At 67.3% G+C, this 23,493-nt stretch carries 20 protein-coding genes and 1 pseudogene; 8 read left to right on the plus strand and 13 right to left on the minus strand.

Translation table 11 applies throughout. The annotated features are described in order from the left end of the window. Positions 1-107: 107 nt before the first annotated feature. From rsmD to AWC07_RS02840, 5 genes are all read right to left on the minus strand, one after another. A complete protein-coding gene (gene rsmD / locus AWC07_RS02820) occupies positions 108-674 on the minus strand; it encodes a 16S rRNA (guanine(966)-N(2))-methyltransferase RsmD (RefSeq protein WP_036410875.1) in 567 nt (188 codons plus the stop codon). Continuing rightward, positions 671-4,054: a pyruvate carboxylase gene (locus AWC07_RS02825; RefSeq protein WP_036410866.1), complete on the minus strand. Its 3,384-nt coding sequence runs from the start codon at positions 4,052-4,054 to the stop codon at positions 671-673. Before AWC07_RS02825 ends, rsmD begins: the two co-directional genes overlap by 4 nt. A gap of 12 nt (positions 4,055-4,066) precedes the next feature. Beyond that, on the minus strand, positions 4,067-4,693 hold the full coding sequence (locus tag AWC07_RS02830; RefSeq protein WP_036410864.1) for a vitamin K epoxide reductase family protein: 627 nt from the start codon (positions 4,691-4,693) through the stop codon (positions 4,067-4,069). Positions 4,694-4,698: 5 nt separating this feature from the next. Further along, positions 4,699-5,463, minus strand: coding sequence for a DsbA family protein (locus AWC07_RS02835; protein WP_036410863.1), 765 nt, complete (start codon positions 5,461-5,463; stop codon positions 4,699-4,701). A 76-nt stretch (positions 5,464-5,539) separates the two neighbouring features. Then, positions 5,540-6,601, minus strand: a complete 1,062-nt coding sequence (locus AWC07_RS02840; protein ID WP_279628852.1) for an alpha/beta hydrolase — start codon at positions 6,599-6,601, stop codon at positions 5,540-5,542. A gap of 141 nt (positions 6,602-6,742) precedes the next feature. Here AWC07_RS02840 and AWC07_RS29985 point away from each other — a divergent pair, with 141 nt between their 5' ends. From AWC07_RS29985 to AWC07_RS02850, 3 genes and pseudogenes are all read left to right on the plus strand, one after another. Then, on the plus strand, positions 6,743-6,940 hold the full coding sequence (locus AWC07_RS29985) for an aldo/keto reductase (protein WP_482805306.1): 198 nt from the start codon (positions 6,743-6,745) through the stop codon (positions 6,938-6,940). Between the two features lies 1 nt (position 6,941). Continuing rightward, positions 6,942-7,181, plus strand: a pseudogene (locus tag AWC07_RS29990) (aldo/keto reductase); the annotation flags it as partial. A gap of 6 nt (positions 7,182-7,187) precedes the next feature. Next, the gene (locus tag AWC07_RS02850; RefSeq protein ID WP_139829504.1) at positions 7,188-8,033 is read left to right on the plus strand and encodes an aldo/keto reductase; all 846 of its coding nucleotides are present in this window, start codon (positions 7,188-7,190) and stop codon (positions 8,031-8,033) included. A gap of 79 nt (positions 8,034-8,112) precedes the next feature. Here AWC07_RS02850 and AWC07_RS02855 read toward each other — a convergent pair whose 3' ends face one another. The 3 genes from AWC07_RS02855 to AWC07_RS02865 are packed head-to-tail and all read right to left on the minus strand — an operon-like array spanning position 8,113 to position 12,715. After that, positions 8,113-8,826 (minus strand): HNH endonuclease family protein, encoded by a 714-nt coding sequence (locus tag AWC07_RS02855; RefSeq protein ID WP_036417194.1) that lies wholly within the window; start codon positions 8,824-8,826, stop codon positions 8,113-8,115. Further along, the gene (gene recG / locus AWC07_RS02860; RefSeq protein ID WP_036417192.1) at positions 8,823-11,042 is read right to left on the minus strand and encodes an ATP-dependent DNA helicase RecG; all 2,220 of its coding nucleotides are present in this window, start codon (positions 11,040-11,042) and stop codon (positions 8,823-8,825) included. Before recG ends, AWC07_RS02855 begins: the two co-directional genes overlap by 4 nt. A gap of 2 nt (positions 11,043-11,044) precedes the next feature. Next, complete coding sequence (locus AWC07_RS02865) at positions 11,045-12,715, minus strand: DAK2 domain-containing protein (protein ID WP_139829507.1); 1,671 nt, start codon at positions 12,713-12,715, stop codon at positions 11,045-11,047. A 296-nt stretch (positions 12,716-13,011) separates the two neighbouring features. Here AWC07_RS02865 and rpmB point away from each other — a divergent pair, with 296 nt between their 5' ends. Beyond that, on the plus strand, positions 13,012-13,206 hold the full coding sequence (gene rpmB, locus AWC07_RS02870) for a 50S ribosomal protein L28 (RefSeq protein ID WP_023372203.1): 195 nt from the start codon (positions 13,012-13,014) through the stop codon (positions 13,204-13,206). A gap of 729 nt (positions 13,207-13,935) precedes the next feature. Continuing rightward, a complete protein-coding gene (locus tag AWC07_RS02875) occupies positions 13,936-15,216 on the plus strand; it encodes a PPE family protein (RefSeq protein ID WP_036417201.1) in 1,281 nt (426 codons plus the stop codon). 224 nt (positions 15,217-15,440) lie between these two features. On the opposite strand, the gene AWC07_RS02880 is transcribed toward AWC07_RS02875, so the two are convergent. The 3 genes from AWC07_RS02880 to AWC07_RS02890 are packed head-to-tail and all read right to left on the minus strand — an operon-like array spanning position 15,441 to position 17,402. Further along, the gene (locus tag AWC07_RS02880) at positions 15,441-16,124 is read right to left on the minus strand and encodes a uracil-DNA glycosylase (protein ID WP_036417188.1); all 684 of its coding nucleotides are present in this window, start codon (positions 16,122-16,124) and stop codon (positions 15,441-15,443) included. Next, positions 16,121-16,411, minus strand: coding sequence for a DUF1330 domain-containing protein (locus tag AWC07_RS02885; RefSeq protein WP_036417186.1), 291 nt, complete (start codon positions 16,409-16,411; stop codon positions 16,121-16,123). The genes AWC07_RS02880 and AWC07_RS02885 overlap by 4 nt, the downstream gene beginning before the upstream one ends. Before the next feature lie 25 nt (positions 16,412-16,436). Further along, positions 16,437-17,402 carry a thiamine-phosphate kinase gene (locus tag AWC07_RS02890; RefSeq protein ID WP_036417184.1) on the minus strand — a complete coding sequence of 322 codons (966 nt, stop codon included), beginning with the start codon at positions 17,400-17,402 and terminating at the stop codon, positions 16,437-16,439. A 151-nt stretch (positions 17,403-17,553) separates the two neighbouring features. Here AWC07_RS02890 and AWC07_RS02895 point away from each other — a divergent pair, with 151 nt between their 5' ends. Beyond that, on the plus strand, positions 17,554-18,120 hold the full coding sequence (locus AWC07_RS02895) for a DUF3515 domain-containing protein (RefSeq protein WP_036417199.1): 567 nt from the start codon (positions 17,554-17,556) through the stop codon (positions 18,118-18,120). On the opposite strand, the gene AWC07_RS02900 is transcribed toward AWC07_RS02895, so the two are convergent. Together AWC07_RS02900 and AWC07_RS02905 are read right to left on the minus strand one after the other, a co-directional pair. After that, positions 18,117-19,229: a D-alanine--D-alanine ligase family protein gene (locus tag AWC07_RS02900; protein WP_036417182.1), complete on the minus strand. Its 1,113-nt coding sequence runs from the start codon at positions 19,227-19,229 to the stop codon at positions 18,117-18,119. The genes AWC07_RS02895 and AWC07_RS02900 overlap by 4 nt on opposite strands. Positions 19,230-19,386: 157 nt before the next feature. Continuing rightward, positions 19,387-20,394, minus strand: coding sequence for an NAD(P)H-dependent glycerol-3-phosphate dehydrogenase (locus tag AWC07_RS02905; protein WP_036417180.1), 1,008 nt, complete (start codon positions 20,392-20,394; stop codon positions 19,387-19,389). Between the two features lie 126 nt (positions 20,395-20,520). Between AWC07_RS02905 and cofC the strand changes: the two genes are divergently transcribed. Both cofC and AWC07_RS02915 read left to right on the plus strand, forming a co-directional pair. After that, a complete protein-coding gene (cofC, locus tag AWC07_RS02910; RefSeq protein WP_036417197.1) occupies positions 20,521-21,171 on the plus strand; it encodes a 2-phospho-L-lactate guanylyltransferase in 651 nt (216 codons plus the stop codon). Between the two features lie 80 nt (positions 21,172-21,251). Next, positions 21,252-23,459 carry an RNA degradosome polyphosphate kinase gene (locus AWC07_RS02915; protein ID WP_085104948.1) on the plus strand — a complete coding sequence of 736 codons (2,208 nt, stop codon included), beginning with the start codon at positions 21,252-21,254 and terminating at the stop codon, positions 23,457-23,459. The last annotated feature ends 34 nt before the right edge of the window (positions 23,460-23,493 follow it).

The following is a 23,493-nucleotide window of genomic DNA, read 5'->3' on the forward strand; positions in this document are numbered from 1 at the left end:
GCTGTGGGGGTACCACCCGCTTGCGGGGGAAAGCGGCGCCCATGAGACGAGGCCGGCGACGATGCAGAACGAAGTGATGCTGAGGAGCGGCGCCCATGACCGAGACGCTAGCAGGCCAGTTCAGCGAGCTCGGCCAACTCCAGCCGGGTGTCTCCATAGACCCGCTCGGGCCACCCGGTCCAGCCCTCCGGCCAGGTCAACGGCGCACTCGTGACCGGTCGCTCCACCACGGCGATGGTGCCTTGCCGGACCCAGCCGTGGGTGCTCAACGCCGCCAGCACGGCATCGATATCCGCGGTGCCGACGTCATAGGGCGGGTCGGCCAGCACCAGGTCCACCGGAGTCGACGTCCCTGCCGCTAACACAGCGGCCACCATGCCCCGGCGCACTACGGCACCGGTCAGACCCAGGGTCTTGATGTTGCGCACGATGACGGCCGCGGTGCGCCGGTCGGCCTCCACGAACAGCGCCGACGCGGCCCCGCGCGACAGTGCCTCCAGCCCGAGTGCTCCCGAACCGGCATAGAGGTCCAGCACGGCCAGGCCGGTCAGCTGCCGGCGTGCGCTCACAATGTTGAACAGCGATTCGCGGACCCGATCGGTGGTGGGCCTGGTCCCCCGCGGGGGTACCCAGAGCCGCCGTCCCCCGGCGACTCCGCCGATGATCCGGGTCAGCTCACCACCGCCAGCAGGTCCCCGCCCTCGACCTGGGCGGTATCCGAGACCGCCACCCGCTGCACGGTGCCGTCGTTGGGGGCGGTGATCGGAGCCTCCATCTTCATCGCCTCGATGGTGGCGACGGTCTGGCCGGCCGTGACCTGTTCGCCGGCGGACACGGCGACGGTGACAACCCCGGCGAACGGCGCGGCGATGTGGGCCGGATTTCCGCGGTCGGCCTTCTCGGCGGCCGGGACCACGCTGGCAATGCTGCTGTCGCGCACCAGCACCGGCCGCAACTGGCCGTTGATGATGCACATCACCGTCCGCATACCGCGTTCGTCGGGCTCGGAGATCGCCTCCAGACCGATCAACAGTTCCACACCCCGTTCCAGCTTCACCCGGTGCTCTTCGCCCTGCCGCAACCCGTAGAAGAACTGGTTGGCCGACAACTGCGAGGTGTCCCCGTACGTCTCCCGGTGTTCCTCGAATTCCTTTGTGGGACCAGGGAAGAGCAACCGATTCAACACGGCCTGCCGTTTGGGTCCCGGCACCGCCAGAGCCGCCTCGTCGTCGCCCGTCAGTTGTCCGGCGGGTTTGGCCGGCGCCCGGCCGGCTAGCGCCGTGCTGCGCAACGGCTCGGGCCACCCGCCGGGCGGATCGCCCAACTCGCCCCGCAGGAATCCCAACACCGAATCCGGGATATCGAATCGTGCCGGGTCGGAGGCGAATTCATCGGCGCTTACCCCGGCACCGACCAGGGCGAGTGCCAGATCACCGACGACCTTCGACGACGGCGTGACCTTGATCAGCCGGCCCAGGATTCGGTCGGCGCCGGCGTATGCCTCCTCGACCTCCTCGAACCGGTCCCCCAAGCCCAGGGCGATCGCCTGCTGTCGCAGGTTCGATAGCTGACCGCCCGGAATCTCGTGATGGTAGACCCGCCCCGTCGGCCCGGGAAGGCCGGATTCAAAGGGCGCATACACTTTTCGCAGCGCTTCCCAAAAGGGCTCCAGAGCGCAGACCGCGGCAAGCGACAAACCGGTGTCGTAGTCGGTGTGTGCTGCGGCGGCCACGATCGAACTCAGCGCGGGCTGGCTGGTGGTGCCCGCCAGCGGCGCAGCTGCGCCGTCGACGGCGTCGGCCCCGGCGTGCCAGGCGGCGACATAGCTGGCCAACTGACCGCCCGGAGTGTCGTGGGTATGCACGTGCACCGGCAGATCGAAGCGACTTCGCAAGGCCGTGACCAACTTTCGCGCCGCTGGGGCCCGCAACAGCCCCGCCATGTCCTTGATGGCCAGCACCTGGGCGCCGGCCTCCACGATGGACTCGGCCAGCCTCAGGTAGTAGTCGAGCGTGTACAGCCGCTCACCGGGGTCAGCCAGGTCGCCGGTGTAGCACATCGCGACTTCGGCTACCGCAGAACCGGTTTCGCGTACGGCGTCGATCGCCGGGCGCATCGACTCGAGGTTGTTGAGCGCGTCGAAGATTCGGAAGATGTCGATGCCCGTGGCGGTGGCCTCGTCGATGAACGCCGACGTCACCACCTCGGGATAGGGGGTGTAGCCCACGGTATTGCGGCCCCGCAGCAGCATCTGCAGGCAGATGTTGGGGATCGCCTGGCGCAGCGCGGCCAGCCGCTCCCATGGGTCTTCTTTTAGAAAGCGAAGTGCCACATCGTAAGTCGCACCGCCCCAGCACTCCACCGACAGCAGCTGCGGCATGCTGCGGGCCAGATACGGCGCCACCATCATCAGTCCGCTGGTGCGCACCCGGGTGGCCAGCAGCGACTGATGCGCGTCACGAAATGTCGTGTCGGTCAACCGCACCGCCGCCGATTCCCGCAGCCAGCGCGCGAAACCCTCCGGCCCCAATTCGGCCAGCCGTTGCTTGGAGCCCGCCGGCGGCGGGGTGTCCAGGTCGACGTCGGGCAGCTTGTCCTGCGGGTACACCTTCGACGGCCGGGTGCCGTGCGGTTTGTTGACGGTGACGTCGGCCAGATAGTTGAGGATCTTGGTGCCCCGGTCGGCCGACGATCGCGCGGTCAGCAGCTGGGGGCGCTCGTCGATGAACGACGTCGTTATGATGCCGGCCTGGAAATCGGAATCATCCAGAACCGCTTGCAGGAACGGGATGTTCGTCGACACCCCCCGAATCCGGAACTCCGCCATGGCCCGGCGCGCCCGGTTCACCGCGGTCGGGAAGTCACGGCCCCGGCAGGTGAGCTTGACCAGCATGGAATCGAAGTGGGCGCTGATCTCGGCGCCGAGGTTGGTGCTGCCGTCCAGTCGGATGCCGGCGCCCCCGGGGGTACGCAGCGCGCTGATCCGGCCGGTGTCGGGCCGGAATCCGTTGGCCGGATCCTCGGTGGTGATCCGGCACTGCAGTGCCGCGCCGTGCGGCCGGATGGCCTGCTGCTCAAGACCCAGGTCGTCGAGCGTCTCCCCCGCGGCGATGCGCAGCTGGCTGGAGACCAGGTCCACGTCGGTGATCTCCTCGGTGACGGTGTGTTCCACCTGAATCCGCGGATTCATCTCGATGAAGACGTAATCCCCGCTTTGGTCCAGCAGAAACTCGACCGTTCCGGCGCCGCTGTAGCCGATGTGGCGGGCGAACACGACGGCGTCGGTACAGATCTTGGTCCGCAATTCGGCGGGCAGGTTCGGGGCGGGCGCCAGTTCGATGACCTTCTGATGGCGACGCTGCACACTGCAGTCCCGCTCGTAGAGGTGGATCACGTTGCCGCCGGTATCCGCGAGAATCTGCACTTCGATGTGGCGCGGGCGCAACACCGCCTGTTCGAGATAGACCGTCGGGTCCCCGAACGCTGATTCGGCTTCGCGGCTGGCGACTTCGACGGCGTCCGGCAGCGTGGCGATCTCGCCGACCCGGCGCATACCGCGGCCGCCACCGCCGGCAACCGCCTTGACGAACAACGGAAACCGCATGCTCGCGGCGGCCGAGACCAGCTCCTCGACCGAGGCCGACGGCACCGACGACGCCAGCACCGGCAGTCCCGCTTCCCGGGCGGCGGCGACGGCCCGGGACTTATTTCCAGTCAGCTCAAGCACTTCGGCGCCGGGGCCGACGAAGGTGATGCCCGCTGCCGCACATGCCCTGGCCAACTCGGGGTTCTCCGACAAGAACCCGTAACCGGGGTAGACCGCGTCAGCACCGGCGCGGCGGGCGGTTTCCACGATCTCGTCGACCGACAGATAGGCACGTACCGGATGCCCGATTTCCCCGATCTGGTAGGACTCGTCGGCCTTGGACCGATGCAGCGAATTGCGATCCTCGTAGGCGTAGACGGCCACCGTGCCGATACCGAGCTCGTAGGCCGCGCGAAATGCCCGGATCGCAATTTCCCCGCGATTGGCCACCAGCACTTTGGCGATCACGCTCGACCCTTCTCAGATCAGTGTCGACCAATAGTTCCAGAAACGGACCATGATCTGCAGGAACACCGCGGTGAACCACAGCGTAGCGATCGACCACCGCCATTGGAAGAGCACCCGCAGGACGGCGCTGTCCCGCTCGGCGAGCACCGGACGAAACGCGATCGACGCCACCACCACCAGCAGTGTGATGGTGACTACCCAGACCAGCATGCAGTACGGGCACAACGCCCCGATGCGGTACAGGCTCTGGAAGATCAGCCAGTGCACGAACCCCGTGCCGGCCAGGACACCCACCGTCAGTGCGGTCCAATACCAGCGCGGCAGAAGCACTTTCGTCACCGCCAGCACGCCGGTGACCACCACCACGGTGAACCCCACAATGCCGACCACCGGGTTGGGCAGGCCCAGCAGTGTTGCCTGCGGGGTTCCCATCACCGAGCCGCACGACATGATCGGGTTGATGTTGCACGACGGCACGTAATCCCGGTCGAGCAGAACCCCGATCTTCTCCACCGTCAGCGTCATCGAGGCGAGCAGGCCGAACGCGCCGGCGATCAACACCCACCACGCACTGAGCGCGGGCACTCGCACTCCGCCCGCTGGGTCCGGAGTCAGATCGGCGGGTTCGGCTAAGACCATCGTGGTCAAGCTGCCGGAGCGGTTGCCGCCGTGTCCATGCCCGGAATGTCGCCGACGATCTCTTTGATCTTGGCCACCAGCGCCTCCGGCGTCGACCATTCGTATTCAGTGCCGTTGATCTTGACGGTCGGGGTCGCGTGGATGTTCGCGGCCGTGGCCAGCCCGTCGACCTTGGAGAGGTACTTTCCGCTGTTGATGCAGTCAGGCGCCTTGCCGACGACACCGGCTTCGCGGGCGAGCTCGATCAGCTTTGCGTTGTCGGGGAAGGTCTTGCCGACTTCGGACGGCTGGATGTCTTTGCTGAACAACGCGCTGTGGAACCGGCGGAACGCATCGATGGACTCGTCGGCGACGCAGTACGCCGCGGCCGCCGCGCGCGCCGAGTAATTGTCGTTGCGCGGGCTGGAAAGGATATCCACCATCGTGTAATCGGCCGCGATAGCGCCGATGTCAATGAGCCTGGATACGGTCGGACCGAATCCGCGCTCGAAGTTCCCGCACGCCGGACACAGGAAATCCTCGTAGAACGACACCACGGCCTTGGGGTTGCGGGTTCCGGGCTGGGTGACCAGCTTGCTGGACGTCACCCGGATCGCATCAAGGGACCCGGTGGCGCCGCCCTTCTTGTTGTGCGAGGTGACGATGTAAAACACCAGGGCAACGGCAAAGAGCACGACAATCGCGGTGCCACCGATCTGCACCAGCCGGCCGAATTTGCCGTCGGGCGACTTCAGGTCGATCCGCGGAGGGCGTTTGTTTTTGTCGGCCACGGGTTCCCGATCCTCACTTGATGAATAGCCTGCGCTGCTGGCGCCTCTAGAGTACCGGCGGCCCTCCGGGTACGGCTCAGACCCGGCTCAGGTGCGCACGCAACGCCGAAATCAGCTCGCTCGTCGCGGTGGCACTGGCACCGCCGAGCGGAAACAAATTGAGGAAGCCATGCGTCAACGAACCCTCGCGGCGCAGATCCACCGCGGTCCCGGCGGCCCGCAACGCCGCCGCGTACTGCTCGCCCTCATCGCGCAGCGGGTCGAATCCGGCGACCACGATCAGCGCCGGCGGCAGACCTGACAGCGACTCGGCCCGCAACGGCGACACCCGCGGATCGGTGGGGTCGATCCCGGAGCCGCGCAGATACTTCGCCTGGAACCAGTCGATGTCTCGTTTGGTCAGCAGGAAACCACGGGCGAACAGGCTCAGTGAGCGGGTCTGCGCGGTGAAGTCGGTGCGCGGATAGATCAGCCACTGCAACACCGGAGCCGGGCCTCCGCTGTCTTTGGCCAGTTGGCACACGACGGCCGCCAGATTGCCGCCCGCGCTGTCGCCGCCCACCGCAATCCGCCCGGGGATGGCACCGAGTTCGCCAGCGTGCTCGTAGGCCCACGTGAAGGCCGCAAACGCGTCGTCGATCCCCGCCGGGGCGTGCTGCTCGGGAGCCAGCCGGTAGTCGATCGACAGCACGTGTATGCCGGCATCGCGGCACGTTAAGCGGCACACCGCGTCGTGGGTGTCCAGGTCGCCGATCACCCAGCCGCCGCCGTGATAGAAGACCAGCAGCGGTGCGGCCACGCCGCCGGGCGCGCGATAGTGCCGTGCCCGGATGTCACCGGCCGGCCCGGGCAGCGTGATTTCTTCGACCTCGACGTGAATCTGCGGACCGCCGAATCCCAGGGTCGCCTCCCGCATGTTGGCACGGGAAGCATCCGGGTCATCGTCGATCACCAGGCCGTCGAGGCCGACGGCCCGCATGCCCGACAGCATCAACTGCAGCGTGGGATCAAGGGTGTTGCCGTCAATGACGACGGAACGACCGCGCGTGAGAAGCCGCTTGGCCGGGGCCGGAATCCACGGGATGACTTTGACGCCCGCACCGGTGACGGTGCTCTGGATGCGACGCGTCCACCGCATCGGTACGCAGGTCAGCTCGGGTTGAAGGTCCGGCGTGCCGGGCAGACTCTTGGTCATGGGTTTCTCCTATGTCAACCGCTTAGGAAAACGCGAGCTCACGCTGAACGACATTGATGCCTGCCGGATTCGGAGTCTTCCGGATTGAGCCGGTGGACACCGAGTAGGCGTTGGCTGCGCGCCGGGTACCGGCACATCGACATCGCGGTGGCCTACCGCAACGAACGGGAGACCGGGCGAGCGGTTGCCAATTCCGGCGTGCCCCGCGACCAACTGTACGTGGTGACCAAATTGGCGAATCCCGACCAGGTGGCGTTCGTTGTCGGACCATCCGATTGGTGACACGGCAATCGCGCGACACTGCGCGCGGACACCAGCGCAGGTGTTGATTAGGTGGCATATTCAACTCGGTAATATCGTGATCCCCAAGTCGGTGACCCAAAACGGATAGCGAGCAACTTCGACGTGTTCGACTTCGAGATCAGCGCCTCGACTCAGCGGCGCCATGGCCTCGATCTCGTCGCCAGATGACGGAACCCGCCTTGGCCCTGATCCGAGAACCTTCAATTTCACAGGCAGGTGAGATGCGTTGACCGGCGAGTCGGGCGCCATGATTCCCTCAATAGCCCTTAACGACGAGAACACGATGCCGGTTCTCGGCCTGGGCGTCGCGGAGCTGTCCGAAGGCGAAACCGAACGGGCGGTGTCGGCGGCGTTGGAGGTCGGCTGCCGGCTCATCGACACCGCCGCGGCGTACGGCAACGAGGCGGCCGTCGGCCGCGCGATCGCCGCGTCCGGCATTCCGCGGGCGGAATTGTTCGTCACCACCAAGCTGGCCACCGCCGATCACGGTTTCACCATGGCGCAGGAGGCTTGCAAAGCAAGCTTGGAGCGACTTGGCCTGGATTATGTCGACCTGTACCTGATTCACTGGCCGGCCCCCGCTGTGGGTAAGTACGTGGATGCCTTCGGCGGCATGATCCAATCGCGCGGCGAAGGACATGCCCGCTCGATCGGGGTCTCCAACTTCACCGAGGAACATGTGTCCAACGTCATCGACCTCACGTTCGTCACACCCGCGGTCAACCAGATCGAGCTGCACCCGCTGCTGAACCAGGCCGAGCTGCGCAAGTCGAACGCGCAGCACAACGTCGTCACCCAGTCCTACACTCCGCTGGCTCTCGGCCGGCTGATGGACAACCCGACCGTGACGTCGATCGGCGGTGAATACGGCAAGACGCCCGCACAGGTGCTGCTGCGCTGGAATCTGCAACTGGGCAATGCAGTCGTCTTCCGCTCGTCGCGGCCCGAGCACATCGCCGGAAACCTCGACGTGTTCGATTTCGAATTGGCCGGCGAGCACCTGGATGCGCTCAACGGGCTCAACGACGGCACCCGCCTTCGCGAAGACCCGCTGACCTACAACGGCACGTAGCTGTCTCCGGGTCGCTTGCCGACCGTGAAGGTGACGACGGTTCGTCGGCGTCGCGTCGTCGGGAGCACAGTCGCCGGGGTTATCCGGCCGGGCAGGTGGCCGCGGCGTTACGCAACACGTTGGCCGACGGCTGGTCGACCGGCAACGAGTACCCGCGCAGCACCGCGATGAACTGCATGGCGTACTGACAGGCGAATGCGGCGTTGGGCGGCATCCACTGGGCCGGGGGTGAATCCCCTTTATCCTGATTGGCTTGCCCCTGCACCGCCAGCAAGTTGGCCGGATCGTTGGCGAACCGCAGCCGCTGCGGAGCCGGCCAGTCGTAGGCGCCCATGTCCCAGGCGTAGGACAGCGGAACGATGTGGTCGATCTGCACCGATTCGCCGACCTTGGCGCCGCGCTGGAAGGCGATGGTGGCGTTGGTGTACGGGTCATGCAGGGTGCCGGTTGCCACGGCATTCGGACACCGCTTGGTCGGCACGTACGTCTTGTCGACGAGGTCGCGGTTGAGGATGTCGTCTCGGGTGTCGCAGCCGTTGTGCCCGCCAGGGGCGTCGTTGTTGTCGTCCCAGGCGTCGCCGAACGCCGCCCTGCGATAGTCGTAACGGTGGGTGCGCTGCGGCAGCACGGCGACCCCGGCGAGCACATCGGTACCGGGTTGCACCGTCGGCACGTCAGCACGCGCGGCGAACTGCTCAGCGTGCCTGGCCGCCGACGAGCCCAGTGTCTGATAGGCGACCACCACGGCCAGTAGCGCAGCCGCCACCAGCCCCAGCAGCGTCTTGCGGTTCATGATTTGTCCAGGTATTCGATGCGGTCGGTGTCGGTGAATCGCGCCGCCAGCAGCGCCAACCCGGGTTGTTGGCCGGCATCCTCGTAGGCGCGCACGCAGAAGTCGCGGGCCGCTTCGATGTACTCCCGGTGCTCGGCCAGCGACAGCAGCCGCAGCGTGATCGCCTTGCCGGACTGGTTGCGGCCCAGCACGTCTCCTTCCCGGCGCTCCTTGAGGTCGAGGTCGGCCAGGGTGAACCCGTCCATGGTCTCGGCGACCGCGCGCAGCCGCTGCCCGGCCGGCGATGCCGGCGGGACCCAGCTGGCCAGCAGACACAGGCTTGGATGGGCGCCACGCCCGATGCGGCCGCGCAGCTGGTGGAGCTGGCTGATGCCGAACCGGTCGGCATCCATCACCAGCATCACGGTGGCGTTGGGGACGTCGACGCCTACCTCGATGACGGTGGTGCACACCAGCACATCGATCCGGCCGGCCCGAAAGGCCGTCATCGCCGCGTCCTTCTCGTCGGCCGACAACCGCCCATGCAGGAGCCCCAACCGCAGGTTGGCCAGCTCGCGGGAGCGCAATCTCGCGTACAGGCCCTCCGCCGTCTCCGAAGGCCTCGAGCCGGCGGGTTCTTTCTCCGGCTCATCGCTCTCGTCGATGCGGGGCGCCACCACATACGCCTGGCGGCCGGCCGCGACCTCCTCGATGATGCGTTGCCAGGCCCGGTCCAGCCAGGCGGGCTTGTCCTTGACGAAGATGACGTTGGTGGTGATCGGCTGGCGCCCCCGCGGAAGTTCGCGCAGCGTGGAGGTTTCCAGGTCGCCGTAGACGGTGAGCGCGACCGTGCGCGGTATCGGCGTGGCGGTCATCACCAGCAGATGCGGGGTGATTCCGGCACGCGCCTTGCCGCGCAATTGATCTCGCTGCTCGACACCGAAGCGGTGTTGCTCGTCGACCACCACCATGCCCAGGTTGTGGAACTCCACCGCATCCTGCAACAGCGCATGGGTGCCGACGACGATGCCGACCTGACCGCCGGCCACCTCGGCCCGGACTTGCTTCTTTTGCCCCGCGGTCATCGAGCCGGTCAGCAGCGTCACCCGGGTGGCGTTATCCGCCCCGCCCAGCTGGCCGGCCATGGCCAGCGGGCCCAGGATATCGCGAATCGACGTAAGATGTTGCGCGGCAAGCACTTCGGTGGGGGCCAGCAGGGCACACTGATAGCCGGCGTCGACCATCTGCAGCATGGCCAGCACCGCGACAATCGTCTTGCCCGAACCGACCTCGCCCTGCAGCAAGCGGTTCATCGGACGCGTCGCCGAGATCTCGTCGGAAAGCACGGCGAGCACCTCGCGCTGGCCTGGGGTCAGCTCGAAAGGCAGCCGGCCCAGCAACTCAGCCGCCAGGCCATCGGACCGCGGCGGCGCCGGAGGGCCGGACTCCGACAGCTCACCGTGCCGGCGGGCGACCAGCGCCCATTGCAGGCCGACGGCTTCGTCGAAGGTCAGGCGTTCGCGGGCACGTTGGCGTTCGGATTCGTTCTCGCCGAGGTGAATGGCCCGCAGTGCCTCGTCCTCGGAGACCAGGCCATGCTCGGCGCGCACTCCGGCGGGCAGCGGATCATCCACCGGGTCAAGGACTTCGAGCACCTGGCGGACGCATTTGAAGATGTCCCAGCTCTGCACCCTGGTGCTGGCCGGATAGATCGGGAAGAAGCGCCGTTCGAACTCCTCCATGGCCAATTCGCCGCTGATGGCCTTGGAGGCGTCGGCGATGCTTTTCAGTGACCTGGTGCCGCGGTTCTTTCCGTCCGGCGAGTCCAGGATCAGAAACGCCGGATGCGTGAGCTGCATGACCCCGTTGAAGAACCCGACTTCCCCGGAGAGCATCACCCTGGTGTTCTTGGTGAGGTCCTTCTTGATGTAGTCCGCATTGAAGAACGTGGCAGTCACCTTGGTGCGGCCGGCGCCGAGGGTGATGCGCAGGCATTGGCGCTTCGGCGTCTTCCTCATGGGAAACGTCTTGGTTTCGGTGATGACGTCGACGATCGTGATGTGCTCACCCGGTTCGGGCCGCTCGTCACCGGCGCCGCGCCTGGCCCCGCCTTCGACGTAGCTGCGCGGGTAGTGGCGCAACAGGTCGTCGACGGTCCTCATGCCGAACTCCTCGTCGAGCGGCTTTGCCGACGGGGCGCCCAGAACGAAGTCCAGCCGGTCGCTCAGCGACACCATGGCTACTCGACCCCGATCAGCAGCACGTCGCCGCGGTGACCGGTGCGATAGGTCACCAGCTCGGTGCCCGGATGACGGTCGTGCATGTGCCTTTCCAACAGGTCACCCAGGGCGCTGACATCCTCGTCGGCGACCGCGGCGCCAAACAGCACCGTCACCAGGTCGCCCCCGGAGGCCAACAGCAGATCGAGCAGCCCGATCGCCGCCGCGGCGATATCGCCGGCCACGATCAGCACCTCATCGCCGGCGATGCCCAGCCCGTCGCCCGGCTCACAGGTGCCGGCCCAGGTCAACGCTCGCTCGGTGGCCGTGCGCACCGAGCCGTGCCGGGCAGCACCGGCGGCGCGGGCCATGGTGTAGCCGTCGTCGACGGCCTGGCTGGCAGGGTCGTGCACGGCCAGGGCAGCCAGCCCCTGAACCATCGACCCGGTCGGGACCGGCACCACGTCCACGCCCCAGCCCAGGGCCGCGGTACAGCCCGCCACCAGCTCCTCGACGGCGACATACCCGTTGGGCAGCACCATCACCTGGGCGGCACCGGTGTCCACCACCGCCCGCACCAATTGATGGGCGGTGACATCGGGGGCAGGTGCTGAGCATGGATCCGAGGCGTCGGGGCCGGGTCGCAGCACGCAGGCCCCTTCTCCGGCGAACAGCTCGGCGGCGCCGTCGCCGTCGACGACGGCCAGGACGGCCCGTTCCCGTGTCCAGCTGCCCGCCGGCAGCCCATTGGCACCGGAGCTCAGCGCCGAGATCACGATCCTGCTCAATTGTCCCGCTGCAATTCCCGCTTCAACAGCAGCGCCCGCGTCGTCGGTGTGCACGTGCACCGAATAGCTCCGCGACAGGGCGGCCGCGATCGCCACCGAGTCCCCCAGCTCCGCGAGCCGGTCACGCAGGGTGTCCGCCGCTGCTGCATCGCAGCCGGTCAGCAGGTACATCACCTCGAACTGTGGCGCCGGCCGTCCGGCGGGCGCCTCGGCGAGCAGCGGTCGCGGCGCCGGCTCGTAGACCGAGCGGACGGACGTGTGCCCGGTGAGCGTCGCACGCAATGCGTCCAGCATGACCAACAGTCCCCGGCCGCCGGCGTCCACCACACCCGCGTCGGCGAGCACGTGGAGCTGCTCGGGTGTCTTTTCCAGCGCGACGACAGCGGCATCACCGGCGGCGGTCACCGCCTGGGCCAGGGTTTCGCCGGCGTCGGCGCACTGCTGAACGGCGGCGGCTGCGGCCCGCAGCACCGAAACGATGGTCCCCCGGACTTCCTCGCCGCCCATCGAGGCGATGACCAGATCCACCCCACGCCACAGTGCGGCGGCGAGCAGGGCCGCGTCGATCGCGGGCAGTGCGCCGTCCGCTGCCGCGCTCGCGGTGACGTCGGCGATGCCGCGCAGAATCTGCGACAGAATCACCCCGGAGTTTCCCCGTGCCCCGTTGAGCGCGCCGGACGACAGGGCGTTAGCGACCCGCGCGACGTCACCCGCACTGCAGCCGTCATCGGCCCCGGCCACCGCGTCCGCCTCGGCGAGCGCCGCACGCATGGTGAACAGCATGTTCGCGCCGGTGTCGGAATCGGCGACCGGGAACACGTTCAGCCGGTTGATTTCGTCGATGTGGGTGATCAGGTCGCTGACGACGGCGTGCGCCCAATCCCGCAGGGCCGATGCGTCCAGCAGACGACCTGGCGTGTCCACCGTGACCCCACCTCCTCTGCGCCAGCTCCCGGTGGGCGCCAGCGTAGCCCGCCGATAGTGTGGACAGCTTGCGTCGGTTGCTGTTCGGGGCAGGCCGCCAAGCCGGGACGACAAAGCTGCATCGAGCCTAGCCAGCGGGGGTGACAGCACTGGCCGCGGCAGATGGCGTTTTGGCGCTCGCCGAAGACCCCGGCTATCCTGGGACGGCCTGGGCCAGCCGGGCCGTTCCGCCCGGATCGCCGGACCCCCAGCAACCGACTTGAGGAGTTTGAACAATGGCCGCTGTGTGCGATATCTGCGGGAAAGGCCCCGGCTTCGGCAAGTCGGTGTCGCACTCCCACCGCCGCACCAGCCGTCGGTGGGACCCTAACGTCCAGACCGTGCGGGCGGTAAGCCGTCCCGGGGGCAACAAGAAGCGCATCAACGTCTGCACGTCCTGCATCAAGGCGGGCAAGGTCAGCCGCGGCTGACCTTTTCCGGCGAGTCCGCCCTACCGGCTGACCGTCGCGCGGCAGTTTTAGGCCGGTGGCACGCTTCGGTGCGCTTAACGCCGGGCCCGTCGGTGGATCAAGCCTGATCGGGCTAGGCCCAATGCCGGGTCCTGATGCACCCGGCCGCACCCTGATGCAACACAGCCGGGGCGCCTTTGCCGGACGATGGCTCCCCATCGTCAAACAGCCTGAGCCACAAAAAGACTGACGGCGCCGTAGCGCCGGGAACCCTCAGCATCAAACCGACCCGCTGTCAATTGTTTCTGTCCATCGATCGATAGCAGATCGATATTTGACAGCAACACTTGCCACCGGCATCTTTTTGCGTGTCGGCGATCACATCCCGGGAAGGCGGGGACGCGGTAAGCGAGATACCGCCAGGCCTGACCACCGGCTCCTGGACGGTGATCAAACACGTTGGCTCCGTAGGTGATCAGCCCACTGAACGCCCGTCGCGAACGAAGGTGCAGGTAGTCGGAATGTTGTGGGAAGAGGTGCGGCTGTGACGATATGCGTGGTTGAAACTTTGGCCGCCGTTGCAGGCGTGGTGCAGGCGTCGGCGGCTCAGCCGGCTGCGACCCGTGCTGGTATGACGCCGGCGACGGCGCAAGCGGCGGAGGGCTGCTCCGGAGTCGGGTTCAGCGCGACTGGGACAGATTGCACCGATCACGTGATAGCGGCCCCGTGCGGGAGCTGCGGGGGTTCGGCATGACGGCACCGGTGTGGCTGGCTTCGCCGCCGGAGGTTCATTCGGCCTTGCTCAACGCCGGGCCCGGTCCCGCACCATTGCTGGCCGCCGCCGCGGGATGGGTGTCTCTCAGCGCCGAATATGCTTCTGTGGCTGCAGAACTCACCGAGATGTTGGGCGCGATGCAGGCTGGGGCGTGGCAGGGGCCCAGCGCGGAGATCTGCGTGGCCGCCTACGCGCCGTATGTGAGATGGCTGACTCAGGCCAGCACCGATAGCGCCGCAGCCTCGGAGGCACATCAGGCGGCGGCAGCCGCCTACGTCAGCGCGGTGACAGCGATGCCGACGCTGCCGGAGTTAGCCGCCAATCACACTACCCACGCGGTGTTGCTGGCGACGAATTTCTTTGGCGTGAACACCATCCCGATAGCACTCAATGAGGCCGACTATGTGCGGATGTGGATTCAGGCCGCAACCACGATGAGCGTTTACGACGCAGTCTCTGCCGCCGCATTGGCGTCGATGCCACACACCCCACCGGCACCAATCATTATCAAACCCGGCACCGGTCTGGCCGGCGATATCGTAGCCGGCGCTGAGCACGTCATCAGCTACCAGCCCTTTCCGATATGGCAGATCTTGTGGGACATGATCAAAGTCGTTGGCACCGAAATTCTCGCCGTTCCAGCCCTTGCAATTTTCACACTCATGATGGCTTTCTACACACCAATAGTCTTGTTATTTATTGGATACTTGGTCTTGATTGGCAACACGCATTTGGCGCTTGAAGCCCTCGCATATCTGGAGCTCGCGTGGCTCACTGTTGGAATAGAAACGTTCGCTACTGTGTTTCTTCCTTTCGTCTTCGGTTATGAAGTCGGCAATCTGGTGATCCAATGGATCATGGGGCTGAACCTTGGGATTCTTCCCACCCTGGCGGGTCCGGTAGCCGCGGCGACGGCACTGCCGGTTTCGGCTGCTTCCGCCAGCTCGAGCGTGAGCGCTGTGGCGGGTATGGTCGCCACACCTGTGGCGGGGGTAGCGGTCGGTGCTGTTGAGCCCACAACCGTGTTGTCACAAGCGCAGTTGGTGTCGGTCGCAACGGCCGGCAGTTGCTCGCCCGCGCCGGTGCCGCTGGCGGCTTCGGATCACGGTGCGGGCGCCCTCCGGTTTGCCGGCACCGGGCCACCAGGAAGCCCCGCACACGCTGCCGGTTTGGCCACGCTGGGCGGTGGCGAGGCGGGGGCCGGCCCGCAGCTGCCGATGTTGCCGAATTGTTGGAATGTGAGTCAGTTGGCGTGACCAATGCGGGAAGTTTTTGGCCGTGGGAAGAAGGCGGCCGAAATGGTCACTGACGAATCTCTCGCACGCGCGTCGTCAAGGAACCGGCAGGCTTGTTGGCGCCGCGTCGAACGTGTAACTGCTGGCGAGATCTCGCCGGCGGATTCACAACGGCTGCACGCTCGCCCGAAGCAGAAGCCGGTCGACAAATCCTCACCGATGCGCCCGCAGCCCCCTCACCTCGGTCACGGTAGCTGCCAATCGATCGGGTCGGCACCCATCCCCGCAAGCAGCTCGTTGGCACGGCTGAACGGCCGTGAGCCGAAGAACCCCCGCGACGCCGACAGCGGCGACGGATGCGGCGATTCGATGGCGACACATTTCCCGGCGGCCAACATCGGTTTGAGCGTCGACGCGTCACGCCCCCACAGGACGGCCACCAGGGGCCGCGACCGCGAGACCAGCGCTCGAATCGCACACTCGGTCACCACTTCCCAGCCCTTACCCCGATGCGACGCCGGATTACTCGGGCGCACGGTCAGCACCCTGTTCAACAACATCACGCCGCGCTGCGCCCAGGGCGTCAGATCACCGCACGAGGGCTGCGGATAGCCCAGGTCGGCTGCATACTCCTCGAAGATATTGGCCAGGCTGCGCGGTAGCGGACGCACCTCGGGGGCTACCGAAAAGCTCAGTCCCACCGCATGTCCGGGTGTCGGATACGGATCCTGCCCGACGATCAGGACCCGCACCTGGTCGAATGGAAAAGTGAAGGCGCGCAATACGTTCGGCCCCGCCGGCAGGTATTTGCGGCCGGCCGCGATCTCGGCGCGCAGAAACTGCCCCATCTGGGCCACCTGGTCGGCCACCGGGTGCAACGCGGCGGCCCAGCCCTGCTCGACGAGTTCGCTCAGCGGACGTGCGCTCACTGCAGGCCTTGCGCGAGGAGCACCGCGGTATCGGCATCCGCCCGGCGGTCTTTCGAAATCTCTTGGTACTCAGGCGATTGTGCCCAACCATGGACTGTGGCCTCGTCGGGAAACGACATCAGCACCACTTTCTGACGGTCCCACTGCCCCTCGATCACCTGGGGTGACTCGTCGGCAGCAAGCAACCTTCCCGGGTGACGACGAAACACTTCCATGAACCTGGTCTGGTACCGGTCATATGCTGCCCGATCGGTGAATCTCAGCTGGGCGATCGCGTAGCCGGTCACCGCGTCACCCTACTCAATGGCGTACTCAATCGAACGACTGCCAACCCGCATATCCGCCCCATTCGTTGCCGTCGACCAGCACCCGGCGCGGACCGTCGACCACCTGCCCGATGACGCGCCAACCGGCCGGCACCGCGTCGGCGAAACACGCCGCCAGGGCGTGGTCTTCGCCGCCACCGAGCACCCAGTGCCACGGATCGGCGCCCACGACGTCGGCGGCCGCGGTCAACGCGGCGTGGTCGTGGGCCAGCGCCGCGGTCGACACGTCGATACCGACCGCGGACGCCTGCGCGACATGGCGCAGATCGGCGACCAGGCCGTCGGAGATGTCGATCATGGCCTGAGCCCCCGCGGCGGCGGCCGCCACGCCCTGCCGATATGGCGGCTGCGGCACCAGATGACGCCGCCGTAGCTCGTCGAATCCGTCAATCCCGTTGAGCCACAACTGATATCCGGCCACCGAGCGGCCCAAGTCACCGGCCACCGCGACGACCGAGCCGGGTTTGGCGCCGGAGCGCCGCACCGGTGCGCGTCCCTCGAGGTCCCCCAGCACCGTCACCGACACCACCCACTGCGGGCAGCGAACCAGATCGCCTCCGACGATGCCGGCGCCGATTCGGTCCGCCTCGTCCCACATCCCGTCGACCAGGGCGCTTACCTGGGCCGCGGGTGTGTCGGTGGGCGCCCCGAAGCTCACCACGAACGCGGTACAGCGCGCGCCCATGGCCGCGATGTCGGCAGCGTTCTGGGCGATCGCCTTGCGGCCGACGTCGTGGGGTGTCGACCAGTCCAGCCGAAAGTGCCGGTCCTGCACCAGCATGTCGGTCGACATCACGACGCGGCCGTCGGGGGCGGCGACCACCGCGGCGTCGTCGCCCGGCCCGAGCTCGACGACAGGAGGCTGACGGCGACCGGCCACCAACCGGTCGATCATGGCGAACTCCCCGAGCTGTTGCAGCGTCGGAGACTCCCCCGATGCGTCCTCGCGCACGCCACCTCCTGCGGGACGTCTCACCCGGGTTCCCTGCCCGCCCGGGTGGACCGCGTTAGTGTATGAGCTCGGGCGACTCGAACATCCGGGCGGGAGGTCGGTGGCCCTGGGACAGCCGGGCAGTCAAGGTGAGTCGGAGGTGGCCGGCCAGGTGACGGGCGACGCCCTTCGCAACCCCGAAGCCGAAGCAGACGGTCCGCCACGCATCCTGATCATTGCGGCTGCGGCACTGGCCGTGGCGGCGGTCGGGGTGATCCTGGTGATCGCGGCGATCCGCCACCCCCGGCAACAACCGGTCACCGTTGCGGCACTGCCGGCCCCACAAGCCGGCAGTGCCGCCTGCCATACGCTGACGGCCGCGCTTCCGCAGCGCCTGGGTGACTATCAGCGGGTGCCGATTGCGCAACCGGCCCCGGAGGGCGCGAGCGCGTGGAGCTCCGGGCCCGGCCGTGAGCCGGTCATCATGCGTTGCGGCCTCGACCGCCCGGCCGACTTCGTCGTGGGCGCGCCGATCCAGATCGTCGACCGGGTGCAGTGGTTCCGGGTGACCGACGAAACCTCATCGGACGGCAGGTCCACCTGGTACACGGTCGACCGTCCGGTGTACCTGGCCCTGACGTTGCCGGCAGGGTCGGGGCCGACGCCGATCCAGGAGCTGTCCGAGGTCATCGACCGCACCATCGCGGCCGTGCCGATCGACCCGGCGCCAACCGGTTAGCGCAGGCCCACTCCCCGGGCCAGCGCCGTCTCCACCATGGTCGCCAACAGCGTGGGATAGTCGACGCCGCTGGCCGCCCACATCCTGGGGTACATCGAGATCGTGGTGAACCCCGGCATGGTGTTGATTTCGTTGATCACCGGGCCCTCCTCGGTGAGGAAGAAGTCCACCCGGGCCAGGCCCTGGCAGTCGATGGCATGGAACGCGCGGATCGCCAGGTCCCGCACCGCGTCGGCGACGTCGTCGTCGACCTTGGCGGGCACATCCAGCTCGGCTGCGTCGTCGAGGTATTTGGTCGCGAAGTCATAGAAGGCGTCCTCGCGTCCGCGCACCCCGGCCACCCGGATCTCCCCCAGCGTACTGGCCTGCACCGTGCCGTCCGGGAATTCGAGCACACCGCATTCCAGCTCACGGCCATTGACGGCGGCCTCGACGATCACCTTCGGATCGTGGCGACGCGCCTCGGCGACGGCGGCGGGCAGCTCATCCCAGCTCGACACCCGGCTGACACCGATCGACGAGCCGCCGCGCGCCGGCTTGACGTATGCCGGCAGCCCGAGCCGCTCGCATTCGGCGCGACTCAATGCCGGCCGCGACGGGCGCAGCACCGCGTGCGGCCCGACCGGAAGCCCGTCAGCGGCCAGCAACTTCTTGGTGAATTCCTTGTCCATGCCGGCGGCACTGGCCAGCACACCGGCCCCGACATAGGGCACACCGGCAAGCTCGAGCAGTCCCTGGATGGTGCCGTCCTCCCCGTAGGGGCCGTGCAGCACCGGGAACACCACGTCGACGGAGGCCAATACCTCACCGGCACCCGGCGGCAACGACACCAGTCGGCCGCCCCACTGCGGGTCGGCGGGCAACGCCAGCAACGTGCCCGATTCGGAGCTGACCGCAGGCAGTTGCCGGTCGGCGATGGCCAGGGCCCCGGGGTTGCCGTCGGTGAGCACCCACGAGCCTTGCGGCGTGATGCCGATCGCGATCACCTCGAACCGCTGCGGGTCCAGGTTGCGCAGGATGCTGCCCGCCGACACGCAGGAAATGGCGTGCTCGTTGCTGCGGCCGCCGAACACGACGGCAACCCGGGCACGCCGGTCGGTGGCACTCACAACCTCAGAGGCTACCGGGTGGGGCGCGACGGCACCCGGCTCCCGCCCTCCGCCCGCCCGCGCGCTTGCCCGACGACGATGCGCCGAGCCTGTAATTTCGCAGCGGAAGTGCGAGTAGCGGCCTGCACAATTACAGGCTCGACAACATGCGGCTGCCCTACTCGGGTTTGGTGCTGCGACCCAACAACAGCGCAATCGCCTCATTCACCGACAGCCCCCTATGGCAGACCCGGTGCACGGCGTCGGTCAACGGCATCTCGACGTCGTAGCTGGACGCCAGCGCGAGCACCGCCTCACACGACGTCACCCCCTCGACGACATGGCCGTCGCGGTGCTGCAACGCCGATTCCATGGTCTCGCCCCGGCCCAGTCGCTCCCCGAACGACCGATTGCGGGAATGCGGTGAGGTGCAGGTAGCGACCAGGTCCCCTACCCCGGCCAGCCCGGCCAGTGTCGCGCCTTTGGCGCCCAGCGCGATCCCGAGCCGCATGATCTCGGCCAGCCCGCGGGTGATGATGGCCGCCGCGGTGTTTTCGCCCAACCCGACGCCGACGGCCATCCCGCAGGCCAGCGCGATGACGTTCTTGCACGCGCCGCCGATCTCGGTTCCGATGACATCGCTGTTGGTGTACGGACGGAAGTAGCCACTGTTGAGCGCACGCTGCAGGGCGACCGCCCGGCCGGAGTCGCTGCATGCGACGACGGTGGCCGCCGGCTGACACTCGGCGATCTCACTGGCCAGGTTGGGCCCGGAGATCACCGCGACGTGTGCCGGGTCTACTCCGGTCACCGCGGTGATCACCTGGCTCATCCGCATCAGGGTGCCGAGCTCGATGCCCTTGGCCAAACTGACCAGGGTCGCGTCCTCGGGCAACAAGCCGGCCCACCGCTCCAGATTGGCGCGCAGCGTCTGCGCCGGAACGCCCAGCAGGACTGTAGCCGCGCCGCTGAGCGCCTCCTCGGCCTCAGGGGTGGCGCGGATGCCGAGGGGCAGCAACGTGCCGGGCAGATAGTCGGGGTTGTATCGGGTGCTGTTGATCTGCTCGGCGACGTCGGCTCGTCGGGCCCACAGGATGACCTCACCACCGGCGTCGGCCAACACCTTGGCCAGCGCGGTGCCCCACGCGCCGGCCCCCATCACCGCAACGGTACCCATGCCGGCCATCCGCACCCCCTTTTGTCCGTTATGGCAGCTGTAGCCGCTACACAGTAGACCCGGCAGCTGGCCGCCGCCATGTCCAGCCCGACGCTCACCGTTCACCCCGAAACCGGCGCTGGCAGGATGACCTTCATGAGCGGCACACGGGCCGACGGTAGCGGTGATGTCGGCTTGATCATCGCCGTCAAGCGGTTGGCGGCCGCCAAGACCCGGCTGGCCCCGGTGTTCTCGGCGCGGACGCGGGAGAATGTGGTACTGGCCATGCTGGTCGACACGCTGACCGCGGCAACTCGCGTGCGCGCATTGCACTCGATCACCGTCATCACCCCCGACGAGGCTGCCGCGGCTGCGGCAGCCGGGCTCGGCGCCAAGGTGCTGGCCGACCCGACGCCGCAAGACGATGCCGACCCGCTCAACAACGCCATCGCTGTCGCCGAACGCACGATGGCCGGATCCTTAGCGAGTCTTGTTGTGCTGCAAGGTGATTTGCCGGCACTACAGCCGCAGGAGCTTGCCGAGGCGATCGCTGCGGCACGCCAGCACCAGCGCAGCTTCGTCGCCGACCGGTGCGGCACCGGAACGGCCGCGCTGTGTGCCTTCGGCGCCGCACTCGACCCGCGGTTCGGGGCGGATTCGTCCGCGCGGCACCGCCGTTCGGGTGCGGTCGAGCTCACCGGCGCCTGGCCCGGCCTGCGGTGCGATGTCGACACACCGGCGGACTTGGCGGCCGCGCGCCGCCTGGGCGTCGGGCCGGCGACCGCGCGAGCCATCGGTCACCGGTAGCCGATGGTGCGGGCCCGTCCGAACGTGAACGGCACACCAACGTCAGATTGATGTCGACCGGGTGGTGGCAACGTCACCGGGTGATAAGCAATGATCGCTGGGTGACCGAAACCGAAACCAGTCCAGTCACAGAGGCGCAGCCAGACGAAGGTGCATGGCATCAAGGCGACTCGGCACTGACGGCACCCCCGGCTGCGACCCCCGCGGCGATCACCGACCAGCTGCCCGAAGACCGCTACCTCAACCGCGAGCTGAGCTGGCTGGATTTCAATGCCCGGGTGCTGGCGCTTGCCGCCGACAACTCCATGCCGTTGTTGGAGCGAGCCAAGTTCCTGGCGATCTTCGCGTCCAACCTCGACGAGTTCTACATGGTTCGGGTGGCCGGTCTCAAACGCCGCGACGAAATGGGGCTGTCGGTGCGTTCCGCCGACGGCTTGACGCCGCGCGAGCAGCTGGGCCGGATCGGCGAGCAGACCCAGCAGATCGCCGGCCGGCACGCCCGGGTGTTCCTCGATTCGGTGCTGCCGGCGCTCGGTGAGGAGGGTATCTACATCATCACCTGGGCCGATCTGAATGACACTGAGCGCGAGCAACTGTCGATCTACTTCAACGACCAGGTCTTCCCCGTCCTGACCCCGCTGGCCGTGGACCCCGCGCACCCGTTCCCGTTCGTCAGCGGGCTCAGCCTGAACCTGGCGGTCACCGTGCGCCAACCCGACGACGGCGGTCAACACTTCGCCCGGGTCAAGGTGCCCGACAACGTCGACCGCTTTGTCGAGCTGGTCGGCCACAGCGATGGCGAAGGCGGCGAAGGTCAAACGGTCCACCGGTTCCTGCCGGTGGAGGAGCTCATCGCGGCCTTCCTTCCGGTGCTGTTCCCGGGAATGGAAATCGTCGAGCATCACGCGTTCCGGATCACCCGCAACGCCGACTTCGAAGTCGAAGAGGACCGCGACGAAGATCTGCTGCAGGCGCTCGAACGGGAACTGGCGCGGCGCCGGTTCGGATCGCCGGTGCGGCTCGAAGTCGCCGACGACATGACTGAAGGCATGCTGGAGTTGCTGCTGCGCGAACTCGACGTCCATCCCGGTGACGTCATCGAGGTACCGGGGCTGCTGGATCTGTCGTCGTTATGGCAGATTTACGGCCTGGACCGTCCGGCGCTCAAAGACCGGACATTCGTTCCAGCCACCCATCCCGCGTTCGCCGAGCGGGAAACACCCAAGAGCATCTTCGCGACGCTGCGCGAGGGCGACGTGCTGGTGCACCATCCCTATGATTCGTTCTCCACGAGCGTGCAGCGGTTCATCGAGCAGGCTGCCGCAGATCCCGACGTGCTGGCGATCAAGCAGACGCTGTACCGCACCTCCGGGGATTCCCCGATTGTCCGGGCCTTGATCGACGCCGCCGAAGCGGGCAAGCAGGTGGTCGCGCTGGTCGAGATCAAGGCCCGCTTCGACGAGCAGGCCAACATTCGGTGGGCACGCCAACTCGAGCAGGCCGGCGTGCACGTGGCCTACGGGATCGTCGGACTCAAGACCCACTGCAAGACCGCGTTGGTCGTTCGCCGCGAGGGCCCGTTGATCCGGCGGTATTGCCATGTCGGGACCGGCAATTACAACAGCAAGACCGCCCGGCTGTACGAGGACGTCGGCCTGTTGACGGCCGCGCCCGATATCGGAGCCGACCTGACCGACTTGTTCAATTCGCTGACCGGTTACTCGCGCAAGCTCTCCTATCGCAATCTGTTGGTGGCTCCGCACGGGATTCGCACCGGCATCATCGACCGCGTCGAGCGGGAGGTGGCCGCACACCGGGAAAACGGTAACGGGCGCATCCGGCTCAAGATGAACGCCCTTGTCGACGAACAGGTCATCGACGCGCTCTACCGCGCATCGCGGGCGGGAGTGCCCACCGAGGTGGTGGTGCGCGGCATCTGCGCGTTACGTCCCGGCGCGGAAGGCTTCTCGGAAAACATCACCGTGCGCTCCATTCTGGGCCGCTTCCTGGAACACTCGCGAATCCTGCATTTCCGCGCCATCGACGAGTTCTGGATCGGCAGCGCCGACATGATGCACCGCAACCTCGACCGGCGTGTTGAGGTGATGGCTCAGGTCAAGGATCCGAGGCTGACCGCACAGCTGGATGATTTGTTCGAGTCCGCGCTGGACCCGGCCACCCGCTGTTGGGAGCTGGGCCCGGACGGACAATGGACGGCGGCGCCCCAGGCCGGCCGCAGTGTCCGCGACCACCAGGTATCGCTGATGGAGCGGCACCGCAGTCCCTGACACTGGGTGGCGATTCCGCTGATTTGTGCCACAT

The sequence above is a fragment of the Mycobacterium gastri genome (assembly GCF_002102175.1).
Taxonomy (GTDB): domain Bacteria; phylum Actinomycetota; class Actinomycetes; order Mycobacteriales; family Mycobacteriaceae; genus Mycobacterium; species Mycobacterium gastri.

Bases quoted from the DNA above. Each gene is read 5' to 3' on its own strand.
- AWC07_RS02830 (WP_036410864.1), bottom strand. From the start codon at position 4,693: ATGGTCTTAGCCGAACCCGCCGATCTGACTCCGGACCCAGCGGGCGGA.
- AWC07_RS02840 (WP_279628852.1), bottom strand. From the start codon at position 6,601: ATGCGGTGGACGCGTCGCATCCAGAGCACCGTCACCGGTGCGGGCGTC.
- AWC07_RS02855 (WP_036417194.1), bottom strand. From the start codon at position 8,826: ATGAACCGCAAGACGCTGCTGGGGCTGGTGGCGGCTGCGCTACTGGCC.
- recG (WP_036417192.1), bottom strand. From the start codon at position 11,042: ATGGTGTCGCTGAGCGACCGGCTGGACTTCGTTCTGGGCGCCCCGTCG.
- rpmB (WP_023372203.1), top strand. From the start codon at position 13,012: ATGGCCGCTGTGTGCGATATCTGCGGGAAAGGCCCCGGCTTCGGCAAG.
- AWC07_RS02875 (WP_036417201.1), top strand. From the start codon at position 13,936: ATGACGGCACCGGTGTGGCTGGCTTCGCCGCCGGAGGTTCATTCGGCC.
- AWC07_RS02905 (WP_036417180.1), bottom strand. From the start codon at position 20,394: ATGGCCGGCATGGGTACCGTTGCGGTGATGGGGGCCGGCGCGTGGGGC.
- cofC (WP_036417197.1), top strand. From the start codon at position 20,521: ATGAGCGGCACACGGGCCGACGGTAGCGGTGATGTCGGCTTGATCATC.